This is a genomic window from Falsiroseomonas sp. CW058, from assembly GCF_050563535.1.
GTDB lineage: Bacteria > Pseudomonadota > Alphaproteobacteria > Acetobacterales > Acetobacteraceae > Falsiroseomonas.
The window spans coordinates 1-25773 of record NZ_JBNXUO010000041.1 but is presented as its reverse complement, the minus strand read 5'-3'; the positions used below and the strand labels follow the sequence as shown (position 1 = coordinate 25773).

The 25773-nt window shown below is 74.8% G+C and carries 35 protein-coding genes; 16 read left to right on the top strand and 19 right to left on the bottom strand.

What is annotated here, in order from left to right:
• Positions 1-49 precede the first annotated feature (49 nt).
• The 6 genes from ACK8OX_RS22670 to ACK8OX_RS22645 all read left to right on the top strand — a co-directional run bounded on the left by ACK8OX_RS22670 (position 50) and on the right by ACK8OX_RS22645 (position 4139).
• Positions 50-559, top strand: a complete 510-nt coding sequence (locus ACK8OX_RS22670) for a YcnI family protein (RefSeq protein ID WP_430666539.1) — start codon at positions 50-52, stop codon at positions 557-559.
• A gap of 14 nt (positions 560-573) precedes the next feature.
• Positions 574-921 carry a hypothetical protein gene (locus ACK8OX_RS22665; RefSeq protein ID WP_430666538.1) on the top strand — a complete coding sequence of 116 codons (348 nt, stop codon included), beginning with the start codon at positions 574-576 and terminating at the stop codon, positions 919-921.
• Between the two features lie 126 nt (positions 922-1047).
• A complete protein-coding gene (locus ACK8OX_RS22660) occupies positions 1048-1530 on the top strand; it encodes a copper chaperone PCu(A)C (protein WP_430666537.1) in 483 nt (160 codons plus the stop codon).
• Between the two features lie 37 nt (positions 1531-1567).
• Complete coding sequence (locus ACK8OX_RS22655; RefSeq protein WP_430666536.1) at positions 1568-2701, top strand: MFS transporter; 1134 nt, start codon at positions 1568-1570, stop codon at positions 2699-2701.
• Positions 2698-3405, top strand: a complete 708-nt coding sequence (gene cobB / locus ACK8OX_RS22650) for a Sir2 family NAD+-dependent deacetylase (protein ID WP_430666535.1) — start codon at positions 2698-2700, stop codon at positions 3403-3405. Before ACK8OX_RS22655 ends, cobB begins: the two co-directional genes overlap by 4 nt.
• Positions 3402-4139: a trypsin-like serine peptidase gene (locus tag ACK8OX_RS22645; protein ID WP_430666534.1), complete on the top strand. Its 738-nt coding sequence runs from the start codon at positions 3402-3404 to the stop codon at positions 4137-4139. Before cobB ends, ACK8OX_RS22645 begins: the two co-directional genes overlap by 4 nt.
• 3 nt (positions 4140-4142) lie before the next feature.
• Here ACK8OX_RS22645 and ACK8OX_RS22640 read toward each other — a convergent pair whose 3' ends face one another.
• The gene (locus tag ACK8OX_RS22640) at positions 4143-4535 is read right to left on the bottom strand and encodes a metallopeptidase family protein (RefSeq protein ID WP_430666533.1); all 393 of its coding nucleotides are present in this window, start codon (positions 4533-4535) and stop codon (positions 4143-4145) included.
• 51 nt (positions 4536-4586) lie between these two features.
• Between ACK8OX_RS22640 and ACK8OX_RS22635 the strand changes: the two genes are divergently transcribed.
• Entirely contained in the window at positions 4587-4874 is a 288-nt protein-coding gene (locus ACK8OX_RS22635; RefSeq protein ID WP_430666532.1) for a 4a-hydroxytetrahydrobiopterin dehydratase, read from the top strand.
• 167 nt (positions 4875-5041) lie between these two features.
• Here ACK8OX_RS22635 and ACK8OX_RS22630 read toward each other — a convergent pair whose 3' ends face one another.
• The gene (locus tag ACK8OX_RS22630) at positions 5042-5488 is read right to left on the bottom strand and encodes a DUF421 domain-containing protein (protein ID WP_430666531.1); all 447 of its coding nucleotides are present in this window, start codon (positions 5486-5488) and stop codon (positions 5042-5044) included.
• Between the two features lie 3 nt (positions 5489-5491).
• Positions 5492-5983, bottom strand: coding sequence for a hypothetical protein (locus ACK8OX_RS22625; protein ID WP_430666530.1), 492 nt, complete (start codon positions 5981-5983; stop codon positions 5492-5494).
• A 140-nt stretch (positions 5984-6123) separates the two neighbouring features.
• Between ACK8OX_RS22625 and ACK8OX_RS22620 the strand changes: the two genes are divergently transcribed.
• Together ACK8OX_RS22620 and ACK8OX_RS22615 are read left to right on the top strand one after the other, a co-directional pair.
• Positions 6124-7245, top strand: coding sequence for a branched-chain amino acid ABC transporter substrate-binding protein (locus ACK8OX_RS22620; RefSeq protein WP_430666529.1), 1122 nt, complete (start codon positions 6124-6126; stop codon positions 7243-7245).
• 1 nt (position 7246) lies between these two features.
• Positions 7247-7888 (top strand): hypothetical protein, encoded by a 642-nt coding sequence (locus tag ACK8OX_RS22615; RefSeq protein ID WP_430666528.1) that lies wholly within the window; start codon positions 7247-7249, stop codon positions 7886-7888.
• Here the strand turns inward: ACK8OX_RS22615 and ACK8OX_RS22610 are convergent.
• The 4 genes from ACK8OX_RS22610 to ACK8OX_RS22595 form a co-directional block, all read right to left on the bottom strand.
• The gene (locus ACK8OX_RS22610; RefSeq protein WP_430666527.1) at positions 7854-9125 is read right to left on the bottom strand and encodes an MFS transporter; all 1272 of its coding nucleotides are present in this window, start codon (positions 9123-9125) and stop codon (positions 7854-7856) included. The genes ACK8OX_RS22615 and ACK8OX_RS22610 overlap by 35 nt on opposite strands.
• Positions 9122-9412: a hypothetical protein gene (locus ACK8OX_RS22605; protein WP_430666526.1), complete on the bottom strand. Its 291-nt coding sequence runs from the start codon at positions 9410-9412 to the stop codon at positions 9122-9124. The genes ACK8OX_RS22610 and ACK8OX_RS22605 overlap by 4 nt, the downstream gene beginning before the upstream one ends.
• A complete protein-coding gene (locus tag ACK8OX_RS22600) occupies positions 9409-10146 on the bottom strand; it encodes a hypothetical protein (protein ID WP_430666525.1) in 738 nt (245 codons plus the stop codon). Before ACK8OX_RS22600 ends, ACK8OX_RS22605 begins: the two co-directional genes overlap by 4 nt.
• Before the next feature lie 105 nt (positions 10147-10251).
• Positions 10252-11205 (bottom strand): Bug family tripartite tricarboxylate transporter substrate binding protein, encoded by a 954-nt coding sequence (locus tag ACK8OX_RS22595; RefSeq protein ID WP_430666524.1) that lies wholly within the window; start codon positions 11203-11205, stop codon positions 10252-10254.
• A 120-nt stretch (positions 11206-11325) separates the two neighbouring features.
• On the opposite strand from ACK8OX_RS22595, the gene ACK8OX_RS22590 reads away from it, so the two are divergent.
• Positions 11326-12891, top strand: coding sequence for a sulfatase-like hydrolase/transferase (locus ACK8OX_RS22590; protein ID WP_430666523.1), 1566 nt, complete (start codon positions 11326-11328; stop codon positions 12889-12891).
• A gap of 6 nt (positions 12892-12897) precedes the next feature.
• On the opposite strand, the gene ACK8OX_RS22585 is transcribed toward ACK8OX_RS22590, so the two are convergent.
• From ACK8OX_RS22585 to ACK8OX_RS22555, 7 genes are all read right to left on the bottom strand, one after another.
• Positions 12898-13404 (bottom strand): flavin reductase, encoded by a 507-nt coding sequence (locus tag ACK8OX_RS22585; protein ID WP_430666522.1) that lies wholly within the window; start codon positions 13402-13404, stop codon positions 12898-12900.
• A 65-nt stretch (positions 13405-13469) separates the two neighbouring features.
• Positions 13470-14930: an MFS transporter gene (locus ACK8OX_RS22580; RefSeq protein ID WP_430666521.1), complete on the bottom strand. Its 1461-nt coding sequence runs from the start codon at positions 14928-14930 to the stop codon at positions 13470-13472.
• Positions 14931-15020: 90 nt separating this feature from the next.
• Positions 15021-15719: a DUF3047 domain-containing protein gene (locus ACK8OX_RS22575; RefSeq protein WP_430666520.1), complete on the bottom strand. Its 699-nt coding sequence runs from the start codon at positions 15717-15719 to the stop codon at positions 15021-15023.
• 77 nt (positions 15720-15796) lie between these two features.
• Positions 15797-16375 (bottom strand): GNAT family N-acetyltransferase, encoded by a 579-nt coding sequence (locus tag ACK8OX_RS22570; RefSeq protein WP_430666519.1) that lies wholly within the window; start codon positions 16373-16375, stop codon positions 15797-15799.
• Positions 16372-17004, bottom strand: coding sequence for a hypothetical protein (locus ACK8OX_RS22565; RefSeq protein ID WP_430666518.1), 633 nt, complete (start codon positions 17002-17004; stop codon positions 16372-16374). The genes ACK8OX_RS22570 and ACK8OX_RS22565 overlap by 4 nt, the downstream gene beginning before the upstream one ends.
• Positions 17001-17462 carry a hypothetical protein gene (locus ACK8OX_RS22560; protein ID WP_430666517.1) on the bottom strand — a complete coding sequence of 154 codons (462 nt, stop codon included), beginning with the start codon at positions 17460-17462 and terminating at the stop codon, positions 17001-17003. The genes ACK8OX_RS22565 and ACK8OX_RS22560 overlap by 4 nt, the downstream gene beginning before the upstream one ends.
• A 277-nt stretch (positions 17463-17739) precedes the next feature.
• Positions 17740-17973, bottom strand: coding sequence for a hypothetical protein (locus ACK8OX_RS22555; protein WP_430666516.1), 234 nt, complete (start codon positions 17971-17973; stop codon positions 17740-17742).
• A gap of 134 nt (positions 17974-18107) precedes the next feature.
• Between ACK8OX_RS22555 and ACK8OX_RS22550 the strand changes: the two genes are divergently transcribed.
• The 5 genes from ACK8OX_RS22550 (at position 18108) to ACK8OX_RS22530 (ending at position 22302) form a co-directional block, all read left to right on the top strand.
• Positions 18108-18932, top strand: coding sequence for a CoA transferase (locus ACK8OX_RS22550; RefSeq protein WP_430666515.1), 825 nt, complete (start codon positions 18108-18110; stop codon positions 18930-18932).
• On the top strand, positions 18932-19726 hold the full coding sequence (locus tag ACK8OX_RS22545; RefSeq protein ID WP_430666514.1) for a CoA-transferase: 795 nt from the start codon (positions 18932-18934) through the stop codon (positions 19724-19726). Before ACK8OX_RS22550 ends, ACK8OX_RS22545 begins: the two co-directional genes overlap by 1 nt.
• Positions 19727-19751: 25 nt before the next feature.
• Positions 19752-20984, top strand: a complete 1233-nt coding sequence (locus ACK8OX_RS22540; RefSeq protein WP_430666513.1) for a CaiB/BaiF CoA transferase family protein — start codon at positions 19752-19754, stop codon at positions 20982-20984.
• Complete coding sequence (locus ACK8OX_RS22535; protein WP_430666512.1) at positions 20981-21514, top strand: hypothetical protein; 534 nt, start codon at positions 20981-20983, stop codon at positions 21512-21514. The genes ACK8OX_RS22540 and ACK8OX_RS22535 overlap by 4 nt, the downstream gene beginning before the upstream one ends.
• A 140-nt stretch (positions 21515-21654) precedes the next feature.
• Positions 21655-22302, top strand: a complete 648-nt coding sequence (locus ACK8OX_RS22530) for a LysE family translocator (RefSeq protein WP_430666511.1) — start codon at positions 21655-21657, stop codon at positions 22300-22302.
• A 12-nt stretch (positions 22303-22314) separates the two neighbouring features.
• Here ACK8OX_RS22530 and ACK8OX_RS22525 read toward each other — a convergent pair whose 3' ends face one another.
• The 4 genes from ACK8OX_RS22525 to ACK8OX_RS22510 form a co-directional block, all read right to left on the bottom strand.
• A complete protein-coding gene (locus ACK8OX_RS22525) occupies positions 22315-22728 on the bottom strand; it encodes a protein-tyrosine phosphatase family protein (protein WP_430666510.1) in 414 nt (137 codons plus the stop codon).
• 23 nt (positions 22729-22751) lie between these two features.
• Positions 22752-23036 carry a DUF427 domain-containing protein gene (locus ACK8OX_RS22520; protein WP_430666509.1) on the bottom strand — a complete coding sequence of 95 codons (285 nt, stop codon included), beginning with the start codon at positions 23034-23036 and terminating at the stop codon, positions 22752-22754.
• A gap of 77 nt (positions 23037-23113) precedes the next feature.
• Complete coding sequence (locus tag ACK8OX_RS22515; RefSeq protein WP_430666508.1) at positions 23114-23998, bottom strand: CDP-alcohol phosphatidyltransferase family protein; 885 nt, start codon at positions 23996-23998, stop codon at positions 23114-23116.
• Position 23999: 1 nt separating this feature from the next.
• Complete coding sequence (locus ACK8OX_RS22510; protein WP_430666507.1) at positions 24000-24683, bottom strand: phosphatidylserine decarboxylase; 684 nt, start codon at positions 24681-24683, stop codon at positions 24000-24002.
• A gap of 46 nt (positions 24684-24729) precedes the next feature.
• Between ACK8OX_RS22510 and ACK8OX_RS22505 the strand changes: the two genes are divergently transcribed.
• On the top strand, positions 24730-25131 hold the full coding sequence (locus ACK8OX_RS22505) for a hypothetical protein (RefSeq protein ID WP_430666506.1): 402 nt from the start codon (positions 24730-24732) through the stop codon (positions 25129-25131).
• Here ACK8OX_RS22505 and ACK8OX_RS22500 read toward each other — a convergent pair.
• Positions 25089-25773, bottom strand: a 685-nt coding sequence (locus ACK8OX_RS22500; protein WP_430666505.1) for a LysM peptidoglycan-binding domain-containing protein, incomplete at its 5' end; no start/stop codon positions are given. The two genes, ACK8OX_RS22505 and ACK8OX_RS22500, sit on opposite strands and share 43 nt — an antisense overlap.

The window sequence follows — 25773 nt, the reverse complement described above, 5'->3', positions numbered from 1 at the left end:
GCCGCGCCGGCCCCGCCGGTCCCGCCATGCCATCAGGACCTCCCTCCGCATGACCCGTCTGCACCTGGCCGCTGCCGCGGCCCTGGGGCTGGCCGCCGCACTTCCAGCCGCCGCCCATGTCACCATCGAACCCGGCCAGGCCCAGCCCGGCAGCACGATCCGCGCCGCCTTCCGCATCCCGCATGGCTGCGACGGCGCCGCCATGACGCGGCTGACCGTCCGCCTGCCGGAGGGCGCGACCCAGGTCCGCCCCATGCCGAAGCCGGGCTGGACGCTCCGCCTCGTCCCGCGCGAGGACGCGGCCGCCCCGGCGGCCCATGGCGCCGTGCCCGAACTGGCCGAGGTGGTGTGGGAAGGCGGGCGGCTCGACGACGCGCATTACGACGAATTCGTCCTCCGCCTGCGCTTGCCGGACCGCCCCGGCGAACTTTTCTACATCCCCGTCGTCCAGGACTGCGAGGGCGGCCGCAGCGCGGCCTGGGTGGAGATCCCGGAGCCGGGCCGCCGCGTTTCCGACTATCGCACCCCCGCCCCCGCCGTGCGGCTGATGGCCCGCTGAGAAGGACCGACCCCATGGACCAGACCCGCCGCCTGCTGCCGCTCGCCGCGCTCGCCGCCTCCGCGGCCACCCTCGCGCCCCGCCCGGCCGCGGCCTGCGACCCGGATGCGATGGACGCGCATCTCACCGCCGTCTGCGACGGCGCCCTCGCCCCGGCTCGGGCCGCGCTGGAAGCCGCGCTGGCCCATGCGACGCCGGAGGAGCGGATGGCGATGCAGCGCGCGCTGACCATCGCCAACACCACTTGCACCACCGGCGACCCCGTCGCGGGTGCCCGCATCGCCGCCAACCTCGCGCGGATCGCCGGCCGGATCGAGGGCCGCGCCGGCCTTGCGCCGACCGGCCTGGACGCGCTGGCCTAGCACCGAGCCGACCCGGGGCGGAGCCGCCAGGGCGGCACGCCACCCGCGCGACCGCCATCCGCCGATCACACCCCCTCCCCCGTCGGGGGAGGGGGTTTCCCGCTGCCTGCCAGGACCTTCCCGATCATGCCAACGCTCTCCCGCCGCGCAGCCCTCGGCGCGGCCCTCGGTGCCGCCCTCGCCGCGCCCGCCCGCGCGCAGGACGCCGCGGCCGGCCCCATCCGCATCTCCCGCCCCTGGACCCGCGCGGCGGGGGCCAACGGCACGGGCGCCGGCTACCTGACCCTGCGCAACACCGGCGCCGCGCCGGACCGCCTGGTGGCCGCCCGCGCCGCGATCGCCCGCACGGTCGAGTTGCACACCCATATCCGCGACGGCGAGGTGATGCGCATGCGCCCCGTGCCGGCGGTGGACCTGCCCCCGGGGCAGGAGCTGCGCTTCCAGCCGGGCGGCCTCCACCTCATGCTGCTCGGCCTCACCGCGCCGCTGCGCCAGGGCGAGCGCGTGCCGGTGACGCTGGTGTTCGAGCGCGCGGGCGAGGTGGAGATCCAGCTTTCCGTCGAATCCGCCGGCGCGCGGGGCCCTTCGGGCGGCGGGCACGGGCACTGAGCCTGGGACCGGCAGGGGCGGCCGGGTAGCGCGGCGCGTGTTCCTCCTCGCCCTCGCCTATCTCGCCTTCATTGGCCTCGGCCTGCCGGACCCGATGCCGGGGACGTTATGGCCGGCGATCGCGCCGGCCTATGGCCTGCCCAACGCCGCGCTCGGCCTGGTGCTGGCGGGGGTGGCGGCGGGCTATGTCGTGGCGGGGCTGCTGGCGGGGCGGCTGATCGCCGCACTCGGCATCGGCGGGGTGCTGGCGGCGAGCGTCGCGGCCACCGCGCTGGCGGCAGGGGGGCAGGCCCTGGCGCCGCCCTGGGCGGTCTTCGTCGCGCTCTCGGTCCTCGCGGGGCTGGGCGGGGGGGCGGTGGATGCGGCGCTGAACGCCTTCGCCGCCGCCCGCTTCGCGCCGCGGCACCTGAACTGGATGCATGGTTGCTGGGGCATCGGCGCCACGCTCGGCCCCGCGCTGGCGGCGGCGCTGCTGGCGGGGGGATTCGGCTGGCAGGCGGGCTACGCGACGATCGCCGCCATCCTCGCCACGCTCACCGCCGCATTCCTGCTGACCCGCCGCCGCTGGGACGCCGCCGCGCCGCTGCCGCCCGCGGCGCGCGTCACCGCGCTGTCGGTGCTGCGCAACCCGGTCGCGCGGCTGCAGATGCTGCTGTTCTTCGTCTACACGGGCCTGGAGGCCGGGGCCGGGCAATGGGCCGCGACGGTGCTGGCCGCGCGCGGCGCGAGCCCGGCCGAGGGCGCCGCCGCGGCGACGCTGTTCTGGGCGGGGCTCGCCTTCGGGCGCATCGCGCTGGGCTTCGTGATCGACCGGGTCGGCGCGGACCGGATGCTGCGCCTGTCGGGCCCGGCCGCGGCGGCGGGGGCGGGGCTGTTCGCGCTCGGCCTCGGCGCGCCGGCGCTCGCCCTGCTCGCCTTCGCCCTCGCCCCCGTCTACCCGACGCTGATGGCGCGCACCCCCGCGCGGCTCGGCGCCGCGGCGGCGGTGCATGCGGTGGGCTTCCAGGTCGCGGCCGCGATGACCGGCGTGGCGGTATTGCCCGCGCTGATGGGCGGCGCGGCGGACCTGCTCGGCGCGGGCGCGGTGCCGCCGATCCTGGCCGGGCTCGCCCTGCTGCTCGCGGTGCTGCTGTGGCGCCTGCCGGTGAAAGGGGGAAGGATGGCCGCATGACCGCCCCTTCCATCGTCATCCTGACCGGCGCCGGCATCAGCCGCGAATCCGGCCTCGCCACCTTCCGCGACGCGGACGGCATCTGGGCCCGCATCCGCATCGAGGATGTCGCGACGCCCGAGGCCTTCGCGCGCGACCCGGCGCATGTCCACGCCTTCTACAACGCGCGGCGCGCGCAGCTGCGCGACCCTGCGGTGCAGCCCAACGCCGCCCACCTGGCGCTGGCCGAGCTGGAGCGCCGCTGGCCGGGCGAGGTGCTGCTGGTCACCCAGAACGTGGACGACCTGCACGGCCGCGCCGGGTCGCGGAAGCTGCTGCACATGCATGGCGAGCTGATGAAGGCCCGCTGCGCCCGCTGCGAGGCGGTGCATCCCTGGACCGACGACCTCTCGACCGGGACGCCCTGCCCCGCCTGCGGCCGTGCCGGCGGGATGCGCCCGCATGTCGTCTGGTTCGGCGAGGTGCCGCTCGGGATGGACCGCATCGGCGCCGCGCTCGACCGCTGCGGCCTGTTCCTGTCGATCGGCACCAGCGGGCAGGTCCATCCCGCCGCCGGTTTCGTGGCCGAGGTCCGCGGCCGCGCCCGCACCGTGGAGCTGAACCTGGAGCCGAGCGAAAGCCGGTCCCGCTTCGACGAGGCGATCCATGGCCCGGCGACGGAGGTGGTGCCGCGCTTCGTGCGGGACCTGCTGCGCGGCGCATGACCCGCCTGCTGCTCCTGTTCCTCCTGTGGGGCGGTGCCGCGGCGGCGCAGGAGACGCGCCAGCACCAGCGCGGCGTGCTGCTTCCGGGGGTTGGCGCGGCCGACCCGCGCCAGCCGGTGGACCGCGACGCGTTGCCCTGGCGCGCGCTGGCGCGCGTGCAGACCGAACTCGGCGGGCGCTGCACCGGCGTGATGGTGGGGCCGGCGCGCGTGCTGACCGCCGCGCATTGCCTCGTGGCGCCGCGGTCCGGCCGCTACGTCCAGCCGCGCTCGGTGCATGTGCTGCTGGGCTACGACCGGGGCGAATGGGTCGCCCGCGCGCGGGTCGCGTCCTTCGTCGCCGCGCCGGGCTACGTGCCGGGGCGCGGCCCGGCGGGCGCCGACTGGGCGCTGCTGACGCTGGATGCCGCGATCGCGCCGCCCGACCGCATCCTGCCCCTGCTGCGCGACGCGCCGCCGCCGCGCACGCCCGTCATGCTCGGCGGCTACCAGCAGGACCGGCCGGAGGTGCTGACGGCGGATTCGGACTGCCGGCTGCTCGGCCTGCAACGCCATGCCGGGGATGTGCGCACGCTGGTGCATGACTGCGCCGGCACGCGCGGGTCGAGCGGCGCGCCCCTGCTGGCGCGCGGCCCGGACGGGCGCTGGGCGGTGATCGGCGTGCAGGCGGCGGTGGATGCCGACATCGCGCTGGGCCACGCCGCGCCGGCCGCGGCGGTGGCGGCGGTGGAGTAGCGGCTACTCGTTCTCCAGCCGGTCGATGTCGTCGTCCGAGAAGCCGAAATGGTGCGCGATCTCGTGGATCAGCACGTTGCGGACGAGGCGGAACAGGTCCTCCCCCGTCTCTACCCATTCCAGCAGGATGGGCTCGCGGTACAGCGTGATCGTGTCGGGCTCCATCGGCGCATCCAGCACGCTGCGCTGCGTCAGCGGCCGCCCGCGATAGAGGCCGGTGAGCGCCCAGGGGCTTTCCAGCCCGACCTCGGCCGCGGTCTCGTCGTCGGCCACCTCCTCCACCACGATGGCGGCGCCGCGGACCAGTTCGCGCAGGTCCTGCGGGATGGCGGAGAAGGCCTGCTCGGCCATCTCCACGATGTCCTCGAGGGTGGGGGGGTGGTGGAATCGCGTCATCGGCGCATCCATCGTCCCTTCGCCCGCCCCGTCAAGCAGGAGCCGCCCGCCATGGTCGAGAAACTCTCCCCCGAAGCCCGCGCGGCCCTGCCCGCCACCCTTCCGGGCTGGCGCATGTCGGCCACGCGCGACGCCATCCGCCGCAGCTTCCGCTTCGCCGACTTCAGCGCCGCCTGGGGCTTCATGTCGCGCGTGGCGCTGCTGGCGGAGAAGCACGACCACCACCCGGAATGGTCGAATGCCTGGAACCGCGTCGAGATCGAGCTGACGACGCATGACGCGGGCGGGCTGAGCGAGCGGGACGTGGCGCTGGCCCGGGCGATCGACGCGCTGGCCTAGTCATGCGATCGGCCGAATGCTTCGACCGGTCGCATGACCTTGTCGGACCCTCAGGCGCCGGGCGCGGCCTCTGGCCGCTCGGCTGCGCGCCACCCGGCGCGGCGGCCATCCGGCCGCTCGGCGGGCTTCGCACGCCGTCATCGCATGACCATCAGCGCCGGTCGGCATCACCTATCGACCGGGACGATGGTGATCGTCCCGTCGGTCTCCAGCACGGCGTAGCGGATCTCCTCCAGCCGGGTCAGGCCCTGGCGTTCGCGCGCGGCCTCCAGCACGTCGTTCACGTCGATGCGCGACCGCCGCAGGTGGTCCTCGATCGGGCGGCCGTCATGGACCAGGATGGTCGGCACGCCGTCCAGCACGCGCTCTGCAGTGGCGGATCGCTGCTTCAGAAGCGACAGGCCGATGTCGATCAGCAGCAGCGTGACGATGACGACCACGGCGTTGGCCATCGAGAAGTCCTCGCCCAGCAGCGCCTGCTGCGTCGCCTCCCCCACCACCAGCAGCAGCACCAGGTCGAAGGGCGTCGTCTCCCGCAGGCTGCGCCGGCCGGTGATGCGGAACAGCACCAGCAGCACGAGGTAGAGCGCGCCGGCGCGGAGCACGCTTTCCATCGCTCAGGGCCACACGAAGATGGGAAGGTCGAGCGCGCGGCCGCCCGATTCGACCCGCAGCCGCCGCGGCCCCGGCGCGCCAATGGGCTCGAGATGCAGCACGATGGCGGCTGGCCCGGCGCCGTCGCGGCCGATGCGCAGCACCAGCCCGCCCGGGCCCGCCGCGGCGTCCAGCGGCGGCGGTGTCGCATCGCGCAACCGCCAGCGCGCCGCCGCCCCGGCGTCGAGCCGCAGCTCCGCCAGGCCATCCGCGGCCGGCAGAACCATGCGCAGCGGCTCCGCCAGGCCGAGGCGCTGGATGCGCGGCCATTCGGCCCGCAGCCCGCCGTCTTCCGCCTCTCCCGCGGCCAGCCAGCCGCCGCCGCCGAACAGCCCGGCCAGCGCCGCGGCCACCAGCATGGCCATCGCCGCCCAGCCCACGCGCTGCGCGCGCCAGGTGCGGCGCTGGAAGGGCAGGTCCCGCTCCATCCGGGCGATCTCGGGCGGTGGCGCCATCCCAACCCTCCGGTTCGGATGCGCAACGCGAACCGGCGCCCCCCGTTCCCTGCGCTGGAGGCTGGCCACGCCCCCCGCGCATCGCCTAGCCTTCCGGCATGGGGCGCCGCCGGCGCCACCGAACGACAGGGAGAACGGGCATGATGAAGCGCAGGACGGTGATGCTGGGCGGCCTGGCCGCGCCGGCGGTTCTCGGGGCGCGCGGCGCCTTCGCGCAGGGCGCGGCGGGCCCGATCCGCATCGCGACGGCCGGCCCGATGACCGGGCAGTACGCGGCCTTCGGCGGGCAGATGCGCGCCGGCGCCGAACAGGCGGTCACCGACATCAACGGCGCGGGCGGCGTGCTCGGCCGGCAGCTCGCCCTCGAGATCGGCGACGACGCCTGCGACCCGCGCCAGGCGGTCAGCGTGGCGAACCAGCTCGCCGGGCGGCGCGTGGCGCTGGTTGCGGGGCATTTCTGCTCCGGCTCCTCCATCCCCGCGCGCGACGTCTACGCCGAGGAAGGGGTGCTGCAGATCAGCCCCGCCTCCACCAACCCGCGCTTCACGGACGAGGGGAAGTGGAACACCTTCCGCGTCTGCGGCCGCGACGACCAGCAGGGCCAGGTGGCGGGCCGCCACATCGCGCAGACCATGCGCGACCGGCGCGTGGCCATCCTGCACGACAACTCCGCCTATGGCCGCGGCCTGGCGGAGGAGACGAAGAAGGCGCTGAACGGCGCGGGGATGCAGGAGGCGCTGTTCAGCGCCTACACCCCGGGCGAGCGCGACTACTCCGCCATCGTCTCCCGCCTCCAGCAGGCGAACGTCCAGGTCGTCTATGTCGGCGGCTACCACACGGAAAGCGGCCTCATCCTGCGCCAGGCGAAGGAAAGGGGCATGAACATCACGCTGATCGGCGGCGATGCGCTGGTGACCAACGAGTTCTGGCAGATCACCGGCGCGGCGGGCGAGGGCACGATGATGACCTTCAGCTCCGACCCCCGGAAGCGCCCGACCGCCGCGCAGGTGGTGCAGCGCTTCCGCGCCCGCAACGTCGACCCCGAGGGCTACGTGCTCTACACCTACGCCGCGATCCAGATCTGGGCGGCGGCGGCGGCGCGCAGCAACGGGGTGGACCCCCGCCGCATCGCGGCGCTGCTGAAGTCGGGCGGCCCGTGGCAGAGCGTGCTGGGCGACATCTCCTTCACCGAGAAGGGCGACGTCACCGTCCCCGACTACGTCTTCTACGTGTGGCGCAACGGCAGCTACGCGGAGATGTGACGTGCGCGCCGCGGCGGTCGCCCTGTTCCTGGTGGCCGCCGCGCTGCCCGCGCGGGCGCAGCCCTCCTTCGACTGCGCCCGCGCGACCGCGTGGGACGAACGCGCGATCTGCGCCGACCCCGCGCTCGCCGCGCTCGACCGCCGCATCGCCGCCGCCTGGCGGGCCCGCACCGACGGCATCGACGACGCCCGGCGCCAGGCGATGCTGGCCGACCAGCGCGCCTGGCTGCGCGACCGCCGCGCCTGCAACACCGGGACGGAGAAGCCGGAAGCCTGCCTGCTGCGCCAGATGACGCAGCGCGCGCAGGCGCTGGATGCGGCACCGGCCGACAAGCCCGCCCCGGCCGCCGCCGCGCCTGCCCCGGCGCCCGGCCCCGCGCGGCCGCGCGGCTGCGGCGCGGCGGGGCGGGACCTGGTCGGCGCCGCGCTCTGCGCGGATGCGGCGCTGCGCGCGCGCGAAGCCGAACTGGTCGCGCGCACCAACCGCCTGGCCGCCGGCGAAGCGGCGCGGGACGCGCTGCTTGCCGCCCATGCCGGCTACGAGCGGGAGCGGGAGGCCTGCGCGGCGGAAGGCATCGCGGCCGAGGTGGCGCGCTGCCTCGGCGAGGTCATCGGCGATCGGCTGGCGGCGCTGCCGCGCTGACCGCGCCGCGGCGCACGCGCGCCAGCAGCAGCGTCCCCGCCATGCCCAGCGCCGCGATCGCCACCAGCGGCAGCGCATGCCCGGCCAGCAGCGCGATGCCGAAGGCCAGGGCCGGCGGTGCCGCCAGCAGCGCGACGCCGCGGCTGGTGTAGAGCACGCCCAGCACGCCCCCCACCGACCGCGCACCGAAGCTGTCCGCCACGAAGGCCGGCAGCAGCGCGACGAAGCCGCCCTGCAGCGCGCCGAAGCCCAGCGCGAAGGCCTGCAGCACCGCCTCATCCGCCGCCAGCGCCCAGACCAGCATGGACATCGCCATCCCCGCGCAGCAGGCCAGGAACACCCCGCGCCGCCCCACCGCATCCGCCAGCACCGCGATCGCGCAGCGCCCCGCGATGGTGCCGAGCCCGATCAGCCCCAGCAGCGCCACCGCCTCGTGCCAGCCGATGCCGAGGTCCCGCGCCGTCGCCACCAGCAGCGCATGCGGCAGCGTCGCGGGCAGCGAGACGAGGAGCGTGCCGGCATAGGCGAAGGCGAAGTCGCGGCCGCCGACCACGGGCGGCGGCGTCGGCCGCGCCGGACACTCCGGCGCCCGCCCGGGCACCGGCCGCAGCAGCGCCGCCCCGCCGAGCCCCACCAGCGCCGCCAGCGCGCCGGAGGCGACGAAGGCCACGCGCCAGTCGCCAAGGACCGACAGCGCGTCGGTCGCCGGCGGCACCAGCGCGGTGCCGATGCCGATGCCGCTGACCGCGAGGCCCGAGGCAAGCCCGCGATGCGCCACGAACCAGCGCTGCACCGCCGCCATCGCGGGGACGTAGGCGAAGCCGGTGCCGAGTCCGGTCAGCACGCCGTAGCCGACATAGACCTCGACCAGCGTGCGGGCGGTGGCCGCCACCATCAGCCCGAGCCCGACCAGCAGCATCCCCGCGCCCGCCAGCACCCGCGCGCCGATCCGGTCCGCCAGCGGCCCGGTCAGCGCCGAGACGAAGAAGCAGCTCGCCCCGCTCAGCGCATAGACCAGCGTGACCGACCCGCGGGAGGAGCCGAACTCGGCCGCGATCCCCTCCGCGAAGGCGGCGTAGGAATAGATCGCGCCGAACCCCACCATCAGCACGAGGAAGGCCCCGGCCACGACATACCAGCCGGGGAAGATCCCGCGCGGCGACAGGGGGGGCGACGTCTCCTCGCGCAGGTCGCGGGCGCGGGCATGCAGGGCCGCTTCGCCGAGGCGCACGGTCATGGCGCCAGCAACCCCGCCAGCGCCCCCGTCGCCCCGGCCCGCGCGACCGGCAGGACGCGCGGCGTCAGGCCCGCCGCCTCGCCCAGCAGCAGCGCGGCGAGCAGCGCGAGCAGCGACACCTCCCGCCGCAGCGGCGCCAGCACGGGCCCCAGCGCCTGCCGCAGCAGGCCGAGCGCGAGGGCGCGCGCCGCCGCTTCCGCCGCCGCCGCATCGCCGCGCGCCGCGGCGTGCCGGAGCTTCGCGCGCTGACGCGCGGGGGCCCGGCCGCGATCGGATGCGGGGATCACCGCGCCACCGCCTGGCGCGCGCCGAAGGCGCCCTCGATGGTGGCGGCGACGAGGTCGGCGACCGCGATCGCCCCGGGCAGGTCCACCTGCGCGCGGAGGCGGGTGTCGCCGGCGGGGTCGGGCAGCAGCAGCACCTCCCCGGCGGCCGGTACGTCCCAGCCATGGCCGAGGCCGGGCAGCAGCCGCAGCGCGACGCCCGGCGGCGCGTCGAACCCGGCGCAGGCGGCCGCGTCCGGCGCATCCTCCCCCACCAGCAGCCAGGCGGGCGCGGCGGGTCGCGGAAGCCCGCGGCAGCCGGGGTAGAGCGCCACGCCCGGCCGTCCCGCCGCGGCGGCCAGCACGGCGCGCCCCCCCGCGCCGAAGCCGACCAGCGCGATCCGCCCGGGGTCGAAGCCCGCCGCCTCGGCCCAGGCAAGGGCGACCGGCACCGCGGCGGGGGCCGCGGCCGGGTCCATGCCGGCGACGCCCGGGCCATCCGCATCCCCCGCGAGGCCGAGCGTCAGGCTCGCGATCCCCCGCGCCGACAGCGCCTCGGCATAGGGCTCGGCGCGGCCGTCATCGCCGAGCGCGTCGGGCAGCAGCACGGCCAGCGGGCCGGTGCGGCCCTCGGGCGGCAGCAGCAGCCGCCCGAGGCCGGCGGGCTCCGGCAGCCGGACCAGCATCGCGGGCCGCTCCCGCCCCGCGGCCGGGACCGCGAGGAGCGGCAGGAGCAGGAGGCCGAGAAGGTGTCGCATCGTCGCCGCGCCCCGCTGGTGAGGCAGGCAGCGGAGCAGGGCAGGACGGCCGAAGTCCCGAAGGCGGGGCGAAAGCGGGACGAAATGCGGCCGGGGCGGCCTGCCTTATTCCAGGCGCATCCCGGCGTCGCGCACCACGCGCGCCCAGCGCCCATGCGCCGCCGCGACGAAGGCGGCGGGATCGCCCTCCGCAGGGTCGATCCCCCAGGCGGCAAGCCGCGCACGCGCCGCCTCGGTGGCCAGCGCGGCGCGCGCCAGCCCGGCCCAGTCGGCCACCACGCCCTCCGGCGTGCCGCGAGGCGCGAGCAGCAGGTTGGCGATGCGGACATCGAAGCCGGGGAAGCCGGATTCCGCCACCGTCGGCACCTCCGGCAGCACGCCCGCGCGGCGCGGGCCGGAGACGGCGAGCGCGCGCAGCCGCCCCGACCGCACCAGGTCCGGCCCGCCGCCGATCGCCAGGAAGCCCGCCGGCACGGTGCCGGAGACGAGCGCCGTCAGCGCCTCCGCATTGCCGCGCTGGGACACGTTCTCCAGCGCGCCGGCAGGCAGGCCGGCGACCTGGCGCAGGTGCTCCATCGCCAGATGCCCGGGCGAGCCGACGCCGGCCGAGGAATAGAACAGCGGCGCCTGCCGCGCGCGGGCGAGGAATTCCGCCAGCGTCGCCGCCGGGTGGGACGGATGCACCAGCAGCACCAGCTGGAAGGCGCCGAGCCCCGCCACCGGCACGAGGTCGCCGAGCGGGTCGAACCCCATCTCCCGGTACAGATGCGGGTTGACGGTCAGCGTGGTGTCGATGGTGGCGAGCAGCGTGCGCCCGTCCGGCCGCGCGCGGGCCACCGCGGCGGCGCCAAGGTTGCCGCCCGCGCCCACCCGGTTCTCCACCACCACGGTCCCGCGCCCCTCCCGCGCCGCATGGTCGGCCAGCAGCCGCGCGGAGCCGTCGAGCGCGCCGCCCGGCGGGAAGTTGACGACCAGGCGGATGGGCTCGCCCTGCGCGGCCGCGCGCCCCGCCAGGGGGGCGCCCGCGGCGAGGATGGCCATGTCCCGGCGCGTGATCATGCCTGTCCTCCCCCTGCCGCCGTCACGCCGTTCCCTGCCGCGACGCCTCCCCCCCGGCTTGCGGGGAAGGGTGGGGCTGGGGGCAAACTCCGGCCGACGCGCAGGGAGATGTGCACCCGAATGACCGCCATCCGCAACGTGCTCTTCATCATGTGCGACCAGTTGCGCTGGGACCACATGGGCTGCGCCGGGCATCCCTTCCTGCGGACGCCCAACATCGATGCGCTGGCCGCGCGCGGGGTGCGCTTCACCCAGGCCTATGTGCAGTCCGGAATCTGCGGGCCGTCGCGCATGTCCTACTACACCGGCCGCTACGTCTCCTCCCACGGCGCGACGCATAACCGGGTCCCGCTGTCCGTCGGCGAGGTGACGCTGGGCTGGCACCTGCGGGAGGCCGGCCGCACCCTGGCGCTGGCCGGCAAGACGCATGTGCTGCCGGATGCGCGCGGGATGAAGCGCCTGCAGCTCGACGGCCAGCACGACCTGGCGGCGCTGCTGAAGGAAGGCTGGTTCACCCTGGTCGACCGCCACGATGGCCACCACGCCGAACCCGACAGCGCCTATGCCCATTGGCTGCGCCGGCAGGGCTACGACAGCAAGGACCCCTGGACCGACTACGTCATCGCCGTGGAGGACGCGCAGGGCCGCGTGCTGAGCGGCTGGAAGATGCGCAACGCCCGCCTTCCCGCCCGCGTGCGGGAGGAGCACAGCGAGACCGCCTACACCACCGACCAGGCGATCGACTTCATGGCGGCGCAGGGCGATGCGCCCTGGGTGCTGCACCTTTCCTACGTGAAGCCGCACTGGCCCTATGTGGCGCCCGCGCCCTACCACGCGATGTACTCGCCCGACCAATGCCTGCCGGTGTCGCGCCACGACGCCGAACGCGGCCCCTCCGCGCATCCGATGTTCCGCGAATGGCAGAACGAGGAGGTGTCGCGGAACTTCCGGAACGACGACTGCATCGCGACCGTGCGGCCCGCCTATCAGGGGCTGCTCTCGCAGCTCGACCACCATCTCGGCCGCGTTTGGGACGCGATGGAGCGGCTGGGGCGCTGGCGCGACACGCTGGTCGTCTTCTGCTCGGACCATGGCGACTACCTCGGTGACCACTGGATGGGGGAGAAGGAGCTGTTCCACGACTGCGTGCAGCGCGTGCCCTTCCTGCTGTACGACCCCTCGCCCGCCGCGGAGGCGACGCGCGGGACGGAGGATGCCCGCTTCGTCGAGGCGATCGACGTGGTGCCCACCATCCTCGATGCGCTCGCGCTCGACCCCGCGGAGCACCTGGTGGAGGGGCGGTCGCTGCTGGCGCTGACGCGCGGCGAAGCGCCGCCCTGGCGCGGGCATGTGGTCAGCGAGCTGGACTGGACCTTCCGCGGCGCCCGCCGCCGGCTCGGCCACCCCACCGGGCAGCACCATGCCTGGATGATCCGCGACGCGCGGTGGAAATACGTCCACTGGACCAGCGGCCACCGCCCGCAGCTCTTCGACCTCGCGGCCGATCCGGAGGAGTTCCACGACATCGGCGCCGATCCCGCGCATGAGGCGGTGCGCGGGGCGATGAGGGAGGCGCTGCTCGGCTGGTTCACCGGGCTCAAGCGCCGCACGACGCTGACCTGGGCCGAGGCGGAGCTGCGCACCGACCGCCACAAGGCGGCCGGCGTGTTCTACGGCGAGTGGTAGCGGCGGCTACGCCGCGTCGGCCCCATGCCCGACCGGGTGGTAGCCGCGCCCGTACCAGATCAGCGCCCCGCCGGGCCCGCCCTGGCGGATCGCCTGGATCTCCGCGAAGAAGACGCTGTGCGTGCCCTTCTCCAGCACCTCCGCGACGCGGCAGTCGAAGGACACGACGGAGGCGTCGGCCAGCACCGGCGCGCCGGTGGCCAGCGTCGTCCATCGGCCCATCGCGAAGCGATCCTCGCTCGACAACGCGCCCTTGCCGGCGAAGGCGTCCGACAGCGCGCGGCAATCCGCCGCCAGCGTGTTGACGCAGAGCACGCCATTCGCCTTGAAGGCGGCGTTCGAGCGGCTGGCGCGGTTCAGGCAGACGAGCAGGGTGGGCGGGTCGTCGGTGACGCTGCACACGGCGCTGACGGTCAGGCCCGCACGCCCCGCCGCGCCGTCGGTCGTCACCACGTTCACCGCGGCGCCCAGCCGGGCCATGGCATCGCGGAACTCGGCATTGCTGACGGGCATCTGGACCTGCTTCGGGGGGCTCCTCCCGCAACATGGGGCCGGTTGCCGGGACTGAAAAGAACCACTCAGCGCGGCCGCGCCGAAACCGGCTCCGCCACCTCCTCCAGCGGGCGTCCCTCGGCGGCGAAGCCGAGCACCCATTCGGTGGCCGCGGCCGCCAGCATCAACGCCGCGCCGAACAGGTAGCCCCACATGATGTCCACCCGTTCCCCGCCCTCGATCAGCCAGCCGAACAGGGCGGGGCCGACGACGCCGCCGATGCCGGTGCCGAAGGCGTAGAAGACCGCGATGCCCATCGCGCGCATCTCCAGCGGGAAGCTCTCCCCCACCGTCAGGTAGGCGGCGGAGGCGGCGGCGGAGGCGAAGAAGAATATCACGGTCCAGGCCGCGGTCTGCGTCGTGGCGTCCAGCCAGCCCTGCGCGAAGCCGTAGCCGGTGATGGCCATGAGGATGCCGGCCAGCGCATAGGTCAGCGTGATCATCACCCGCCGCCCGACCGTGTCGAACAGCCGCCCCAGCAGAAGCGGCCCGGCCAGGTTGCCCAGCGCGAAGGGCAGGATGTACCAGCCGACATGCGCCGCCGGCACGTCGTAGAAGCGCGTCAGCACCAGGGCGTAGGTGAAGAAGATCGCGTTGTAGCAGAAGGCCTGGCAGGCCATCAGCGTCAGCGCCAGGATGCTGCGGTCGCGGTGGCGGCGGAACATCAGCCCGACCACCTCGGCGATGGTGATGTGGTCGCGCCGGTGCAGCCGGATCGGGCCGTGCTGCAAGGGCGGCAGCGTGCCGTGGCGCGCCTGCACCCCGCGCTCGATCCCGGCCACGATGCGCTCCGCCTCCTCCGGCCGCCCATGCGTCATCAGCCAGCGCGGGCTCTCGGGGATCCATCGCCGCAGCAGCAGGATGACGAAGGACAGCGCGCCGCCCACGATGAAGGCGGCTCGCCAGCCGATCTCGGGGTCCACCACCGCCGGGTTCAGCACGACGAGGGAGATCACCGCCCCCATCGCGCCGCCCGCCCAGAAGGTGCCGTTGATGACGATGTCGGTCTGCCCGCGCCGCCGCGCCGGGATCAGTTCCTGGATGGCGCTGTTCACCGCCGCGTATTCGCCGCCGATCCCCGCGCCGGTCAGGAAGCGGAAGAAGGCCAGCGACCAGACATCCCAGGAGAAGCCGGTGGCGATGGTCGCCAGCAGGTAGACCAGCACCGTCAGCGTGAACAGCTTCTTCCGCCCCAGCCGGTCCGTCAGCCATCCGAAGCCGAGCGCGCCGAGCACCGCGCCGACCAGGTAGGCCGATGCCGTCAGCCCCACCTGCGTCTCGGTCAGTTGCAGGGAAGGGCTGGCCGCGATCGCCGGCGCCAGGCTGCCGACCAGCGTCACCTCCAGCCCGTCCAGGATCCAGGTGACGCCGAGCGCGATGCAGACCAGCGTGTGGAACCGGTCCCAGGGCAGGCGGTCCAGCCTGGCCGGCACATCCGTCAGGAAGGAAGGGGCTTCCCGCCCGCCATTGCCCGCCGCGTCGCGCATTGCCGCACCTCCCTGACGGAGATGCGAACAGGCCTGTGCGGGCTGCGTTCCCTGGCCGCGTGCCAGCGGCCGGGCTGGCGCCAGCGGGCGTTACCGGCAGGGCACGAGGCGGATGTTCTCGACCTGGGCGTCGACGCGCGCATGGGTGTCCTCGGCGTCGGAGGAGACGACCAGTTCCATCATCGTCGGCACCTCGCCCGCACCGAAGGCGGCGCGCCAGTCGGCGCCGAGGTCCACGCGTTCCTCCACCCACTGCCCGCGGGGGGCATCCGCAGGGCGCAGCACGCGCAGCTTCGTGATGGCGCCGGTCCAGGGGCTGGCGAAGAAGCCCGGCCCTTCCCGCCCCGACCCGCCCCAGACATAGCTCAGCACGCTGCGCGGCAGGGCGTGGCTGCCGGCCGAGGCCTGCGCCACGGCGTGCTGCGTGCGGGTGGCGAACCCCACCGCGGGTCCGAAGGCGGAGAAGCCGATGGAGACCGCGATGGCGCGGTCATCGCCGCCGCGGCGCGTCAGGTCCGTCGCCGGCGGGCCGGCATCGACGCGCCAGCGCCAGGCCAGGCAGGCCGGCGCGCCCTGCAACGGGCGGGTCACGAAGGCGCCCTGCCCCTGCCCCTGCACCCGCACGCCGCCCGTCGGCGTCGCGCTGAAGTCGGCGGGGCGGATGCCGTTCCATTCCATCTTGCGCCAGCCGAGCGCCTCCACGTCGCCCGGCGTGCGGCCGGGCGAGACGGCGGCCCCGAGCAGGGGCGCGGCGGCGGCGGTGGCAAGCGCGAGGGCCTGGCGGCGCATGGCAGCTATGTGCGCAATTCCGGGCCGGGTTACAAGCGGGTTATCGACCCTCCACCGTCCGCGGGTTCGGCACGCCGTCAGCCGCCCAGCCGGTCGGCGATCCAGTCCGCGCGGTCGAGCACGTAGAGCAGGTGCGGGCGCAGCGCGTGCCCCTCGGGCAGGCGGGGGTGGTCGAACACCTCCTGCCGGCGCATCCCGAGCTTCTCCATCAACCGCCAGGACGGCTCGTTGCCCGGAGGGGTGAAGGCGACGATGCGGTCGAGCCCCGCCGGGCCGAAGCCGTGCGCGAGCGCGATCCGCGCGGCCTCCTCCGCCAGGCCGCGGCGGCGCAGGCGGGTTGCGATGCGCCAGCCGATCTCGGTGGCAGGCCGGCCTGGCGGGCTGAAACCCGCAGGGAAGGCGACGGGCTGGATGCCGACCACGCCGGCCACTCCCTCGCCGGGCAGGTCCACCACCCAGAAGCCATGTCCGCGGTCGCCGAAATTCGCGGCGATGCGCCGGCCCCAGGCGTCGCTCTCCGCCCGGTCATGGACATTCGGGAACCAGCGCATCGCCTCGGCATCGCCGTTGATGGCGAAGACCGGTGCCAGGTCGTCCGGCAGGCGCCAGGGCCGCAGCGTCACGCGCGGCCCGTGCAGCGTGACGGGCGCCGTCACGCCTGCGCGCCCGCCTGTTCCGGCTGGCCGGCCGGCACGCTGCCGCGCGCATCGGTCAGGGCGGGCAGCGGCGGGTCCGGGGGGGCTGGCGCGGGCGGGTCGGGCGGCCACCAGAACTCGGCAGGGGGAAGTTCCTTCCGCACGGCCTCCTGGGCGGATTTCCGGATCTCCTCGTCGGGGCTGTTCTCGTCCTCGGTGTTCAGCTGGACGTGGCGGTCATAGACGGTGTCGAAGCGCTTGCGGTGGTCGTCCGTCACCAGCCCTGCCTGCCGGATCGAGAAGGCGAGCTTCTTCATGGCGAAGTAGTTGGCGTGGTAGCCCTGCTGCTGGCGGGTGAAGACCTCGATCCGCTTGCCCGGCGCGCGCAGCGGCTTCACCACCGCGACGATCGCCGCGACCAGCGCCAGCGCCTGCCACGCCGCCTGTCCCGCACCCTGGTTCCACAGCGCCAGCGCCGCGACGCCCGACCCGCTGGCGGTGATGGCGGTGGTCACCTCCATGATGAAGGCTTCCTTCTGCAGCGCCTCCAGCCGGCGCCCGTAGTAGATCGCGTTCATGCGGGAGGTGCATTGCAGCTCGTACACCTCCTTCAGCAGCGCGATGTCGGAATCGGGCCAGGGATGGCTCATCGGCGGGGTCCCCTGTTGGGGGGGATGATGTCCCAGGGCTCGGGCGGGCTGATGCTCCAGGGCTCCGGCAGCGTCAGCCGCGGGCCGCGCCGGGGCTGCGCGGGATCGGCCGGCGCGGCGGAAGGCGGGGGCGCCGCGGACAGGGGCGGCACCTCGATGCGCGCCAGGCGGCAGGCATCGAAGGTCATCAGCGCGATGGCGGGACCCGATTCCGGCTCCACCCGGAGCGCCAGGTGGCAGGCCGGGGAGCGGGGCACGATCCAGCGCCGGCCGCGCGGCGGCAATGGCTCCGCCAGCACCTCCTCCCGCTGCGCCAGGTCGTCGGCGGGGGCGAGGAGGACCCGCAGGATCGGCTCCCCGCTGTGGTTCTCCAGCCAGAAGCGGTTGCGCGGCGCCTGCGCGCCGGCATCGCCCGCCAGCGCGGCCAGGCAGGACAACAGCAGAAGGCCCCGCCTCATGGCGGGTCCTTCCGGGGGCGCGGCGGGCGTGGCGGCCGGCCGCCCGCCGGCTCGACCCGTATCCCGGCCTGCGGCGTCACCCGTGGACCGCGCCCTCCCTTCGGCCCGCCACCCGGGGTCGGCGGGATGCCCGGGGGGCCGAGCGCCCAGCCCTCCGGCGGTTCGATGATGGTGACGCCGGGCGACAACCCGCCAGCCCCGCCTCGGCGCTTCGGGCGGCCGGGCGGCCGCGCGGCCGGTGGCGGGGCGGGCCTGCCGCCCTTCGGCCCGCGCGCCGTCACCGCACATCCCCCGGTGGGCGCAGGGACCAGGACTCGGCCGGCTCGATCCGCTGCTGCTGCTGCTGCCAGGGCGGACGTTCCGGCTGCTGCTGCTGCTGTTGCTGCTGCGCCCCGCCGCCCGACAGCATGGCGGAGGCGCGCAGCAGCCTCCCCTCCAGCTCGGCGACGCGGGCGCGCAGGGCCCTGACCTCGGCGGCCAGGCCCTCGACCGTGACGGGATGGCCGGACATGCGCGCTTCTCCCTCCCCCGCGGGTGGTGTTGCGGGTGGAAGGCTAGCACGCCACACGCCGGGCGCGAGTCGCCCGATGCCCCCCTTCGCGGCACCGCCGGCAGGGACTAATCAGGCGCCGTGAGGAGCCGCCCATGACCCCGCCGACCGTCGATGCGCTGGCCGCCACCGTGCCGGACGGCGCCCTGCTGGCCCTGCCGCCCGACAATTCCCTGCCCTCCGTGGCGCTGGCGCGCGCCCTGGTGCGGCGCGGCGCAAGGGGATTGCGGCTGCTCGGCGTGCCCGTCTCCGGCTTCGCGACCGACCTGCTGATCGGCGCGGGCTGCGTGGCGGAGGTGGAGACCAGCGCCGTCTCCCTAGGCGAGGCCGGCTTCGCGCCGCGCTTCACGGCGGCGCTGAAGGCCGGCGCCATCACCGTGCGCGACGCCACCTGCCCAGCCATCCACACGATGCTGCAGGCGGCCGAGAAGGGCGTGCCCTTCATGCCCCTGCGCGGGCTGATCGGCAGCGACATCCTGGCCAACCGTCCCGACTGGGTGGTGATCGACAACCCGCTGGCGCCGGGCGGCGATCCCATCGTGCTGCTGCCGGCGAAGCAGCCCGACATCGCCGCCATCCACGGCGCGATGGCGGATGAGGAAGGCAATGTCTGGGTCGGCCGCAGGCGGGAACTCGCGACGCTGGCCCATGCCTCGCGCCGCGTGCTCGCCACCGTGGAGCGCCTGGTGCCCGGCAACATGCTGGAGGATGAGCGCCTCGCGCCCGGCTGCATCTCGGCCACCTACATCGAGGCGGTGGCCGTGGCGGCGCGCGGCGCCTGGCCGGTCGCGCTGCTCGACGAATACGGCTTCGACGCCGCGCATGTCGCGGAATATGCGCGGCTGGCGAAGACCGAGGCGGGGTTCCGCGAGTATTGCGAACGCCACGTCCTCGACCCCGTCGCGCAGGCGGCCGCCTGATGTTCAGGCCGGAGGAACTGCTGGCCACGACGCTGGCGCGCCTGATCCTGGACCCCGCGGCGCCGCCCGCGCGGCACATCGCGGTGGGCGCGGCATCCCCCATCCCGGCGGCGGCCTGCTGGCTGGTGCGCCGGCAGGGGCACCCGGTGCGCCTGTCGCTGCTGCACAGGCGCAGCGGCAACCCCTTCACCGAAGGCTCGCGCGAGTTGTTCGACCTGACGGGCCAGGGCCGCATCGACCTGTTCTTCCTGGGCGGCGGGCAGATCGACGGGCAGGCGAACCTCAACCTGGTCGGCACCGGCGGCTGGCCGGGCACCGGCGTGCGCTTCCCCGGCAGCTTCGGCAGCGCCTTCATGTACATGATGACGCCCCGCACCATCCTGTTCCGCGAGGAGCATTCGCCCCGCGTGCTGGTGCCGCGCGTCGACAACGTCTCCGCCCCCGGCGTCTCGCCGCCCGGCGTGTTCCGCCGCGGCACCGCGCAGGCGCTGGTGACCGGCAGATGCGTCTTCCGCTTCCATCCCGGCCGCGCGCGCTTCACGCTCGACAGCCTGCATCCGGGCGAGAGCGTGCAGTCCGTGCGCGCGGCGACCGGCTTCGACTTCGACGTGGCGGACGCGGTGCCGGAGACGCCGGCCCCGACCGCGGAGGAGCTGGCGCTGCTGCGAGGCCCCGTCTGCGACGAGATGCTGGAGACCTATCCGGAGTTCTGCGCGCGGGTGTTCGCCCGGTCACCCGGTGACCGGCGCGCGGAGCCGCCGCGGGCTGCGGGCGCCGGAGGTCTCGACCGGTGACCAACATCCGCAGGAAGACCGCCCCATGAACGACGCGATCCCCACCAGCGAGGGCAAGGGCCTCGCGCGCTCCGCCGGTGCGCTGGCCGGGCTGAAGGTCATCGACCTCACCCGCGTGCTCGGCGGGCCCTACTGCACCATGATCCTGTCGGACCACGGCGCGGAGGTCATCAAGATCGAGCCGCCGCAGGGCGACGAGGTGCGCGACTGGGGCCCGCCCTTCCACGGGCAGGAAGCCAGCTACTTCATCGGCGTGAACCGCAACAAGCGGAGCCTCGCGCTCGACCTCGGCCGGCCGGAGGGCCGCGCGGTGCTGCTGCGGCTGCTGGAAGGCGCGGACGTGCTGATCGAGAACTACAAGCCCGGCAGCATGGAGAAATGGGGCATCGGCTACGAGGAGGTGCTGTCGAAGCGCTTCCCCGCGCTGGTGCATTGCCGCGTGTCCGGATTCGGCGCGGACGGGCCGCTCGGTGGCCTGCCGGGCTATGACGCGGTGATCCAGGCGATGGTCGGGCTGATGTCGATCAACGGCGACGCCGCGAGCGGGCCTACGCGGATGGGCACGCCGATCGTCGACCTCGCCACCGGGCTCTACTCCGCCATCGCGATCCTGATGGCGCTGCAGGAACGCCAGCGCAGCGGCCAGGGCCAGTTCCTGGACATGAGCCTGCACGACTGCGGCATGGCGCTGCTGCATCCGCAGGCGGCGAACTTCTTCCTGAACGACCGCCGCCCGAAGGCCACGGGCAATCCGCACCCGAACATCAGCCCCTATTCGAAATACCGGACGCGGACCTGCGAGATCTTCGTCGCGGTCGGCAACGACCCGACCTTCCGGCGCTTCTGCGACTTCCTCGGCCTCGGGGATCTGCCGAAGGACCCGCGCTTCCTGACCAACGCGCTGCGGGTGACGAACCGGGCGGAGCTGGACGCCATCCTCGATGCGCGGCTCGCGGAGGAGGACGGCCACGCGCTGACCGACCGCCTGCTGCGCAGCGGCGTGCCCGCGGGCCCGGTGCTGCATGTGGACGAGACGATGGCCGCGCCCCATACCGCGCACCGGCAGATGGTGACGGAGCTCGGCTGGTACCGCGGCCTAGGCACCCCCATCAAGATGAGCCGCACCCCGGGCGGCACGCGCGCCGCGCCGCCCACCTTCAACCAGCATGGCGACGACATCCTCGCCGCGCACGGCTTCACGGAGACAGAAGTGGCAGACCTCAAGGCGGCCGGCGTGGTGGTGGAGACACGCCGATGAGCGGCACTCCCCCGCCCGCCGCCCTCGCGGCGATCGAACGGCCGGAACGCGTGCGCGAGCTTCTCGCCACCTGGGCGGCCGCCTTCGAGGAGGTGAAGATGGCCGCGCGCGACAAGCCGCGCCTGCGGCCCGAGGCGGAAGGGAAGTCCGGCCACATCCTGTGGGGCGCGCGGGTCAGCGGGATCGAGGTCGACATCTCGATCGAGGTGGTGACCGACAACCTGCGCTGGCGGCTCGACCACAACAGCCAGGGCGCGCTGGCGACGCTGGAAGGCCGGCCGGTGCTGCTGCGGCAGTGGTACGTGAAGCGCGCGCCGCAGGACGCATCCCTCTCGGCCGCGGAGATCGCGCAGGTGACGGAGGAGAGTCCGTTCTACGTGCGCCCCTCCATCTCCCGCGGGAAGCCGACCGAGCGGCGGCTGTACCAGCTGCTCGCGGACCTCTCGGCCCCGGCCGCGGCGATCCGCCAGCAGACCGCCGCCGGAGTCGCGCTGCACAAGGCGGCATCGGCGAAGTTCGGCCTTTCCTGAGCACCCCGCGCCCATGAGGTCCGGATCGCCCCGCGGCGGCGGTCCGGCCGGGGGGACGGGGATTGCGGCATGAGCCGGGAAGCCGGGCCATGCCGCGATGCCCCGGATGCTGGTCCCCGTATCCTGAAGGTGTCGCTGCCATGCCGGACCTGACCCAGCTCGCCCTCTACGTCGCCGCGGCCCTCGTGCTCGCGGTCACGCCCGGACCGGGCATCTTCTACGTCGCCGCGCGCACGCTCGCGGGCGGCCGGGCGGAAGGTGTCGCCTCCAGCTTCGGCACCGGGCTGGGCGGCATGGTCCATGTCCTCGCCGGCGGCCTCGGCGTCTCCGCCATCGTGCTCGCCAGCGCGGAGATGTTCACGGCGCTGAAGCTGGTCGGGGCCGGCTACCTGGTCTGGCTCGGGCTCCGCACCATCCGCGCGGCGCGCCAGGATGCCGCGGCGGAGCTGCGGGACGGAGCGGCGCTCGCGATCGGGCCTTGGCGGGCGTTCCGCGAAGGCATCCTGGTGGAGGCGCTGAACCCGAAGACGGCCGCCTTCTTCCTGGCCTTCGTCCCGCAATTCGTCGACCCGGCCGCGGGCGGTGTCGCGCTGCAGTTCGTGGTGCTCGGCTTCGTGTCGGTCGCGCTCAACACCCTGGCCGATGTCGTCGTCGCCATGGGCGCGAGCCGCATCCGCGACGGCGCCGCGGCGCGCCCGGCGCTGATCCGCCGCCTGCGGGAGGCGTCGGGCGCCGCGATGGTGGCGCTCGGCCTCGGCCTCGCGCTCGCGAAGCGCCCGGGCGCCTGACCGCCCGGCCCGTCAGGGCCAGCGGAAGCCGCGCGCCATGGCCTGCTGCGCCTCGGTCTCCGCCGCATCGGGCAGGTAGTGGGCGCGGACATGGTCGAGCGCGTCGCCCTCCACCCCAGCGGCGCGGGCGAGGCAGGCGAGGAACAGGCCGGTGCGGCCGATGCCGGCCCGGCAGCCGACATGCACCGGCCGGCCCGGCTCGGCCTCCAGCTGGCGGAGCACGGCGGCCACGGCCGCGCGCAGCGCATCCGGGTCCGGCACGCCGAAATCCGGCACGGGCAGCAGCAGGTCGGCCAGCCAGGCCTTCTCCGCCCGTTCCTCGAGGCAGACGCCGAAGGCGCCGTCGGGGATGGCGTCGAAGGGGCCACCAGTGACGGTGACGGCGCGGCCGCCGACCCGCAGGGGCAGGGTTCCGCGCACCCTCATGCCGCCGGCACGCGCGCCACGCCCTAACGCTCCACCGTCACGCCCTGCCAGAAGGCGATGTGGTCCTTGATGTTGGCGGCGGCGGATTTCGGGTCTGGGTAGTACCAGGCGGCGCCGGCATTGACCTGGCCGTCCACGACCACGTCGTGGTAGCGCGCGGTGCCCTTCCAGCCGCAGACGGTGGTGCGGGCCGACGGGCGCAGGAACTCCGCCTTCACCGCCCCGGGCGGGAAGTAGACATTGCCCTCGACCATTTCGAAGCGATCGCCCTCCGCGATCACCCAGCCGTTCCAGATTGCGCGCGGCATCGCCGCCCCCCGTTCCTTCCGCCCGCCGTCGCAGGTGGCGCGGCGGGCGGCGGCGTCAAGCCACGCGGCCGCGGCGGTCAGGGGGCGCGGGCGGGCGCCACCGGTTCCGCCACCTGCTCGATCAGCGCCTCCGCCTCCCGCTTGAGAGTAAGGTAGGAGCGGGTCGAGAAGGGCAGCATGCCGAGATAGATGATCCCGGCCGCGGCCAGCGCCGCCCAGGGTTCCGCCACCAGCAGCGCGACATAGCAGCCGACGCCGAGCAGCAGCGGCAGCACCGCGTTGCGCGGCACCTTGAAGTTCTTGAAGGACCAGGTGGGCAGCGTGCTCACCATCAGCCCGCCGACGACGACCAGCACCGTGCCGACCAGGACGGGGTGACGGACAGCGCCCGCGAACCCCTCCCACCCCCATTCGCCGAGCGCGAGGCCGGCGAAGAGCGGGAACAGCGCGCAGCCCGCCCCGGCCGGCGCGGGGACGCCGGTGAAGAAGTTGTAGGCATAGGCCGGCTTCGGCTTCTCCAGCCCGATGTCAAGCGCGGCGTTGAACCGCGCGAGGCGGAGCGAGGAGCAGACGGCGAACAGGAGGCAGGGCACGAAGCCCAGCGGCCCCACGGTCTGCATCGACCACAGGTAGAGCACCAGCGCCGGCGCGACGCCGAAGCTGAGGAAATCCGCCAGGCTGTCGAACTCCGCGCCGAACCGGCTGGTGGCCTTCAGCAGCCGCGCCAGCCGCCCGTCCAGCCCGTCGATCACCCCGGCCACCACGATCATCACCGCCGCCGGCGCCCAGCGCCCGTCGATCGCGAAGCGGATCGCCACCAGCCCGGCGCAGAGGCCGAGCATGGTCATGATGTTCGGGATCAGCCGGTTGAAGGACAGCCCCTCGAAGCGGGGCCGCGTGCGGGGCCGGAAGCGCCGGCGGAGCCGGTGCAGGGGCTGCGGGCGCTTCGGGGCGTCGGACATCTCAGCGCACCACCGGCGGCAGTTCCGCGATCACCGTCTCGCCGCCGATCATCAGCTGCCCGACCGCGACCAGCGGCCGCACGCCTTCCGGGAGGTAGAGGTCGGTGCGGCTGCCGAAGCGGATGATCCCGAACCGCTCACCGGTGCCGACCATGTCGCCCTCCTTCACGGTGCAGACGATGCGCCGGGCGATCAGCCCAGCGATCTGCACCACCGCGAGGTCGCGCCCATCGGGGGTGCGGAGCGCCAACGCGTTGCGCTCGTTGTCGTCGCTCGCCTTGTCGAGCGCGGCGTTCACGAAGGCGCCGTGGCGATAGGCGATGCGCGTCACCCGCCCCTCGATCGGCGCGCGGTTCACATGCACGTCGAGCACCGACAGGAAGATCGCCACCCGCCAGCGCGGCGCGTCGCCGAGGCCGAGCTCGGCGGGCGGCACGGCGGGGCCGACCAGCACCACCCGGCCATCGGCCGGCGCCACCACCGCATTCGGCCGCGGCGGGGGCACGCGTTCCGGGTCGCGGAAGAAGTAGAGGCAGAAGGCGGTGAAGGCGGCGCCCAGCCAGAACAGCCAGGGGCCGACCAGCAGCCAGCCGAGGACGGCCACCGCGGCGCCGCCATAGATGAAGGGCTTGCCCACCGGATGCGGCTTGGCAAGGACCATCTGGATCGTTGAAGCAAGGCTCATGGCGGCGCTTATGGTCCCTTCACCATTCCCGGACAACATGGTGCGCATGGAGCCGCTGTCCCATGGTCCGTTCCTCGTCGAGCCCGATGGCCGGCTTGCCGCCCTGCGCCCGCCCGCGCTCCGCTTCGCCTGGCGCGGGCATGGGGTGGAGGCGCGGGTCGAGGGCGGGCGGATGCGGCTGACCGCCCAGGCCGGCGCCCTGCCCTACACGGTCGAAGGCGCGCCCGGCCGCGCCGCGGCGATCGCGGAGGTCGGGCGCCTGCCGGGGGACCTGCCGCAGGGCTGGCGGCTGCGCGTGCTGCCGGACCACCGGCTGCGGCTGGAAGCGGCGATGGAGATGCCGGGCCTGACCACCGCCACCGCGCTGATCGGCGCGATGGTGGGCTTCGCGCTGACGCTCGACCCCTATCTCGACCGGCTGGAACTCGCCGGCGTCGCGGCGGGCTGAGCCGGCCCGGTCGGCGGCACGGCGAAGACCTGGCCGGGGAAGATCAGGTTCGGGTTGCGGATCTGCTCCCGGTTGGCCTCGTAGATCACGGTGTAGCGCACGCCCCGGCCATAGGCCGCGCGCGCCAGCCGCCACAGGTTGTTGCCCGGCTGCACCACGACCCGGCCCTCGGCGACCGACCCCTCGGGGATCTCGTCGCGCTGGAACGGCACCTCGATGCGCGCCGCCACCGCCCCCGCCGCCGCCACCTGGTCCACCCGCAGCCGGTGCCGGCCGATCGCCGGCGGCTCCTCCGGCACCAGTGCCCAGCGCCCCGCGGCATCGGCCTGCGCATCGCCGGCATGGCGGTCATTCACATAGACGCGGACGGTGGCGCCCGGCGCGGCGGTGCCGGCGAAGCGGATGGTCCCGGCATCGTCGTAATCCACCGCCTGCAGGCCGAGCGGCTGCGGCGCCGCCGCTCCCTGGATCACCCGCGCCGGCGCGTCGAGGCCGGGCAGCAGCACCACCAGGGGCTGGGCCGGCACCGGCGGCAGCAGCGCCTCGGCCCGCCGGACCTCCTCGGCCCGTGCGGCCGCCTCCGCGATGCGGGCCTGTTCGGCGCGGCGCGCGGCCTCGGCCTCCGCCAGGCGGCGCTGCGCC